The organism is Corallococcus aberystwythensis, from assembly GCF_003612165.1.
GTDB classification, from domain to species: domain Bacteria; phylum Myxococcota; class Myxococcia; order Myxococcales; family Myxococcaceae; genus Corallococcus; species Corallococcus aberystwythensis.
Genome location: NZ_RAWK01000438.1, coordinates 1 through 5,013, shown reverse-complemented (window position 1 = coordinate 5,013; position 5,013 = coordinate 1). Strand labels below are relative to the sequence as shown.

At 69.9% G+C, this 5,013-nt stretch carries 3 protein-coding genes; 1 reads left to right on the top strand and 2 read right to left on the bottom strand.

The window, feature by feature from the left end; all coding sequences use genetic code 11:
• Positions 1 to 815: response regulator (locus tag D7W81_RS39800; RefSeq protein WP_120560542.1), on the top strand; the 815-nt coding region annotated here is incomplete at its 5' end.
• Between the two features lie 4 nt (positions 816 to 819).
• Here the strand turns inward: D7W81_RS39800 and D7W81_RS42645 are convergent.
• Together D7W81_RS42645 and D7W81_RS39790 are read right to left on the bottom strand one after the other, a co-directional pair.
• Positions 820 to 996: a hypothetical protein gene (locus D7W81_RS42645; RefSeq protein ID WP_158621784.1), complete on the bottom strand. Its 177-nt coding sequence runs from the start codon at positions 994 to 996 to the stop codon at positions 820 to 822.
• 700 nt (positions 997 to 1,696) lie between these two features.
• A partial coding sequence (locus D7W81_RS39790) for an amidohydrolase family protein (protein ID WP_244227758.1) occupies positions 1,697 to 5,013 on the bottom strand: 3,317 nt, incomplete at its 5' end.

Sequence of the window (5,013 nt, the reverse complement as noted above, 5' to 3'; positions counted from 1 at the left end):
GCGGGCGGGAGACCATCCTCGCGGTGGAGGACGACGCGGACGTGCGCGCGACGGTGGTGGAGCTGCTGACGGAGCTGGGCTACCGGGTGTTGCGCGCGGTGGACGGGCAGAGCGCGCTGTCCATCCTGAAGAGCGGCGTGGCGGTGGACCTGCTCTTCACGGACGTGGTGATGCCGGGGCCGGTGCGGAGCCCGGACCTGGCGCGGCAGGCGAAGGCGCTGCAGCCGGACATCGAGGTGCTCTTCACGTCCGGCTACACGGAGAACGCCATCGTGCACGGCGGCCGGCTGGACCCGGGCGTGAACCTGCTGTCCAAGCCGTACCGGCGCGAGGACCTGGCGCGCAAGGTGCGGGCGCTGCTGGACCAGCGGCAACAGCGGTTGCTGACGCCGAAGCTCCAATGGCCGGAGCGCGCCGCGGAGCCGGCGGCGACGCAGGAGTCCGCGCGGCGGATGCACGTGCTGCTGGTGGAGGACGACGAGGACATCCGCGCGTCCGCGAGCGAGCTCTTGGGATTGCTGGGGCACGCGGTGATGCCGGTGGCGAGCGCGGAGGAGGCGCGGGTGGCGCTGGCGGCGGAGCCGTTCGACGTGCTCTTCACGGACGTGACGCTGCCGGGCATGTCGGGCGTGGATCTGGCGCGCGAGGTGGCGCTGCGCAAGCCCGCCATGCGCATCATCATCGCGTCCGGCCACGGCCGCGCGGCGCTGGATGGGGATCCGCAGCAGTGGCTGGGCGTGGTGGTGCTGCCCAAGCCGTACGCGCTGCCGCAGATACAGCAGGCCCTGGCCCAGGTGGCCGCGACGGCCCGCTGAGGGCTCAGCGGCGCTGGCGCTCCAGGAAGGCCAGCAGGCCCTCCGTGTTGCGGCGCTCGTGGTCGTCCAGTGATGGCAGGTACTCGCGGACCTCCGCGAGCATGGCCTCCGCGGCGGGCAGGTCCGCGGGGGAGACCTTGTAGGCCCACTGCCAGTACTCCGCGGCCGTGTATGAGTACATCCGTGTGTCCAGCGGATGCTTCAGGTACGCACGCAGCGCGCCACGCACGACCCTCGGGGTCTGCCCCCAATGCGCGGCGCAGAAGAACACCGTTTCGGCGAGGTAGCGACGCAGCGAGGCCGCCGGAACCCGACCTGTATGGCGCCGCTCCAATTGTTTCACGCCGACGCGAAAGCGTGGCCAATCCCTGGAAGCAAGCCCGGACGTCTCTTCAACATCCAGGGTAAAGGCGTTCCAGCACGGGTCGTGGAGGGTTGGATCAGTAAACGCTTTCCTTATCTTCCCAGGCATTTCTTCGCGTTTCCGTTCCAGGTGTAGATGGCTTTGGGCCAGAATCCGTGGGCCATACAGTAGGACCGGCAGGAATCACAGAGGCTTTCCCCCTCCACCCGACCGGGTTTGCTATCACCGCCCGCATCAACACAGCTGAGATAGGGGCCACCACAAATTTCCCGATTGTGTTCGGCCTCCTTCTCCCGTGCCTCTTCCGTCGCACCAGGAGGAGGCAACGGGTTCGGCTTCCGCGGCCGGGGCGGCTTCATCATCTCCATCGTCTCGCACGCCGCCGCGGACCCCTCCTTGCACTGACAATCCACCGTGCTGACACAGCCCGGGCCGGGTCCGGGGCCCAGGGATTGGCGGAACTGCCGCGGGCTGCCTGCTGCACAGCCCGCGATCCCTCCCAACAACAGCACCAGCCCTAATCGCATACCTGTTCGTTGGCGTGCGTGCTGGCCCGGGGGCTCCAGCCCTCGTTGCCGTCCTTCTCGAAGTAGAACTTCGCGCGGGTGCGCTGCCGCGTGCCCACTTCGTTCAGCGTGTTCGCGTCGTACAGCCGCCCGTTCACCATCGTGTAGCGCACCGTGCGGCTGTGGGAGATGTCCTCCAGCGGGTTCTTGTCCAGCACCACCAGATCCGCCAGCTTCCCCACCTCCAGCGAGCCCAGGTCCTTGTCCATGCCCAGGTGCCGCGCGCCATTCAGCGTGCCCGCGCGCAAGGCCTGCATCGGGGACATGCCACCCTGCACGAACATCGCCAGCTCCCAGTGCGCCGCCAGGCCTTCACGCTGGCCGTGCGCGCCCAGCTGCACGCTCACGCCCAGGTCGTTCAGCTCCTTCGCCACACGGGCCACGTTCTGGTGGTTGAACTCCTCGTCCGGGATCATCACGCGGCGCCGCGAGCGCCCGTCCACCACGCGCCGGGGCACGAACGACAACAGGCGCGTGTCCTCCCAGACGTTCGTCTTCTGGTACCAGTAGTTCTCCCCCATGAGCCCGCCGTAGGCCACGCCCAGCGTCGGCGTGTAGTCCACCTTCGTGCCCTTCCAGAGCTGGCGTACGTCGTCGTAGATGCGCGCCACCGGCAGCGAGTGCTCCAGCCCCGTGTGCCCGTCCACCACCATGGTCAGGTTGTGCTGGAGCAGCGAGCCGCCCTCGGGCACCACCAGCATGTCCAGCTCGCGCGCCGCCTGGAGAATCTTCTGCCGCTGGTCGCGCCGGGGCTGGTTGTAGCTCTTCACGCTGAAGGCCCCCAGCGCCTTCAGCCGCCGCAGGTGCCGGCGCGCGTCGTCCAGCGTGTCGATCTCCACGTGCGCGTCCGCGCTGGCCGCGCCGTACAGGATGGTGCCCGTGGAGAAGATGCGCGGCGACGTCAGCATCCCCGCCTTGCCCAGCTCGCTCGCGGCGAAGATGGTCTCCGAGTTGTTGGACGGGTCGTGCAACGTCGTCACCCCGAACGCCAGCGACGCCGCCTGCACCCAGCTCTGCTCCGGCATCAGCCCGTCCACGCCCATGGCCCCGTGCCAGTGCACGTCCACCAGGCCCGGCATCAGCGTCTTGCCCTTCACGTTCACGATCTTCGCCGCCGCGGGCACGTTCACCTTCCCCACCGGGCCCAGCGCCACGATGCGGTTGCCCTTCACCACCACCACGCCCTCCTCCACCACCTGCTCGCCCTTCATCGTCACCAGCCGTCCGCCCACCAGCGCCAGCGTCCCCTCCGGAACGTCCGACTTCGAGGAGAACGCCACGTCCACCCCGTCCGCCTCCGGCGGCGGCAGCGTCTTGGGCGCCCCCTCCACGAACGTGAACGCGTCCTTCAGCGCCCGCGTGTAGAGCTTCGGCCCCAGCGCCCAGTGCAAGGACAGCCGCCCTCCCGGGCTGGACCAGTGCAGGTATTCCCCCGCGTCACGGCTCAGCTGCGTCACCGGCATCGCCTTGGTGCTCGGCCCCACCCGCGCCTCCTTCGCGCCGCGCACGAAGGGCGTCACGTACGCGTTGAAGTCCTCGCGGAAGGCCACCCACCGGTCGTCCGGCGACACGCGCATCTCCAGCGCGCCCCCGCTCGTCAGGTGCGTGCGCGGCTCGCCCCCGTCCAGGCCGATGCTGCGCAGCGTGCGCACGTCCTCCACGTCCTTGGACTCCACGTGGAGGAAGTACACGCGGTCCGGCTTCGCGCCGAAGTGCGGCTGCTCCCCGTCCCGCGTCAGCTTGCGCGCCACGGCCCCACCCGTGGACGGCACCACGAACAGCCCCGTCTCCCGGCTCCACGTGCCCGGCATCAGGTAGCCGTCGCCCGTCGTCCGGTACACCACCCACTTGCCGTCCGGACTCAGCGCGGGCTCCACGTAGAAGCCCGGCTGCGCGGTCACCACGCGGCCCTCGCCACCCGTCGCCGCCACCACGCGCACCGCGCCCAGCGCGTCGTCGTCCCACGTCGTGTAGACGATGGAGCGCCCGTCCCGCGAGAACGACGGGTAGAACTCCAGGTGCTCGTTCTGCCGCGTCAGCCGGCGCGGCGTCCCCGACGGCAGGTCCTTCACGTACAGCTTGCCCAGCGCCTGGTACACCAGCCTCTTGCCATCCGGTGACACCTGCACCCAGCGCAGCATCTTCACGTCGAAGCGGTCCGGCGCCACCGGCCGCGTGCCCTTCACCGCCGCGAACACCGTGCGCGTGCCCTTCACGTGGAAGGCAATGGGCTTCACCTGCTTCGTCGCCACGTCGATGCGGTGCAGCGTCCCGCCCGCCCAGAACACCAGCGACTTGTTGTCCGGCGTCCACGCCACCACCGGCGTCACACCGTGGATGGCCCACGTCTCCTGCATGTCGCGGTCGAGCCCGTCATACAGCGGCCGCTCCGCCCCGGACTTCACGTCCGCCACGTACAGCACGCTCTTGCCGCGCACCCGCCGCACGAACGCCAGCTGCTTGCCGTCCGGTGACGGCGTGGGCCGGATGGAGCCGCCCGGGCCGGTGACGAAGGGCTCCACCTCCTTCGTCTCCAGGTCCAGCCGCTGGATGGCGTAGAGCTCCTTGTTCGGATCCTTGTCGTACTCGAAGGACTTCCCCGGCGTGATGTCCTGGCTGAAGTAGACATACCGGCCGTCGGGGGAGAACGCGGGCTCGCCCAGGTCCTTCTGGTCGTTGGCGCGCTCGGTGAGCTTCACGCCCTCGCCGCCCGCGCGGTGGTACATCCACACCTCGCCCGCGCCCAGTGAGCGCCGGCCGGTGAAGTGCTTGCGCGCCACCAGGAACTGCCCATCCGGGCTCCACGCCGGGCTGTTGAGCAGGCGGAACTTCTCCTGCGTCACCGCACGCGGGTTGCCACCGTCGCGGTCCATCACCCAGACGTTGTCCCCGCCGCCCCGGTCGCTGGTGAACGCGATGGACTTCCCATCCGGGCTGTAGCGCGGCTGCATGTCCCACGCCGCGCCGGACGTCAGCGCTCGCGCCTCGCCGCCCGCGATGGGCAGCGCGTAGATGTCACCCAGGAGGTCGAAGAGGATTTCGTCCCCGCGCGGGCTCACGTCCACGTTCATCCACGTGCCCTCGCGCACGTCGATGGGCACCTGCGTGGTGGCCACGCCCGGGGGCGCGTCCACCTTCCACTCGTCCTTCTTCGCGTCCGGCTGCTCCTGCGTGGCCACGGGGGCCAGGGTGCCACCGTCGCCCTCGGTCGCCCGGGCGGCTTCGCGCGCGCCCTCCTTGGGGGCGGGCGGAGGGGGCGGTTCCTTCG

Excerpts from the sequence above, each read along its gene's own strand:
- D7W81_RS42645 (WP_158621784.1), bottom strand. The coding sequence starts at position 996 with ATGTACTCATACACGGCCGCGGAGTACTGGCAGTGGGCCTACAAGGTC.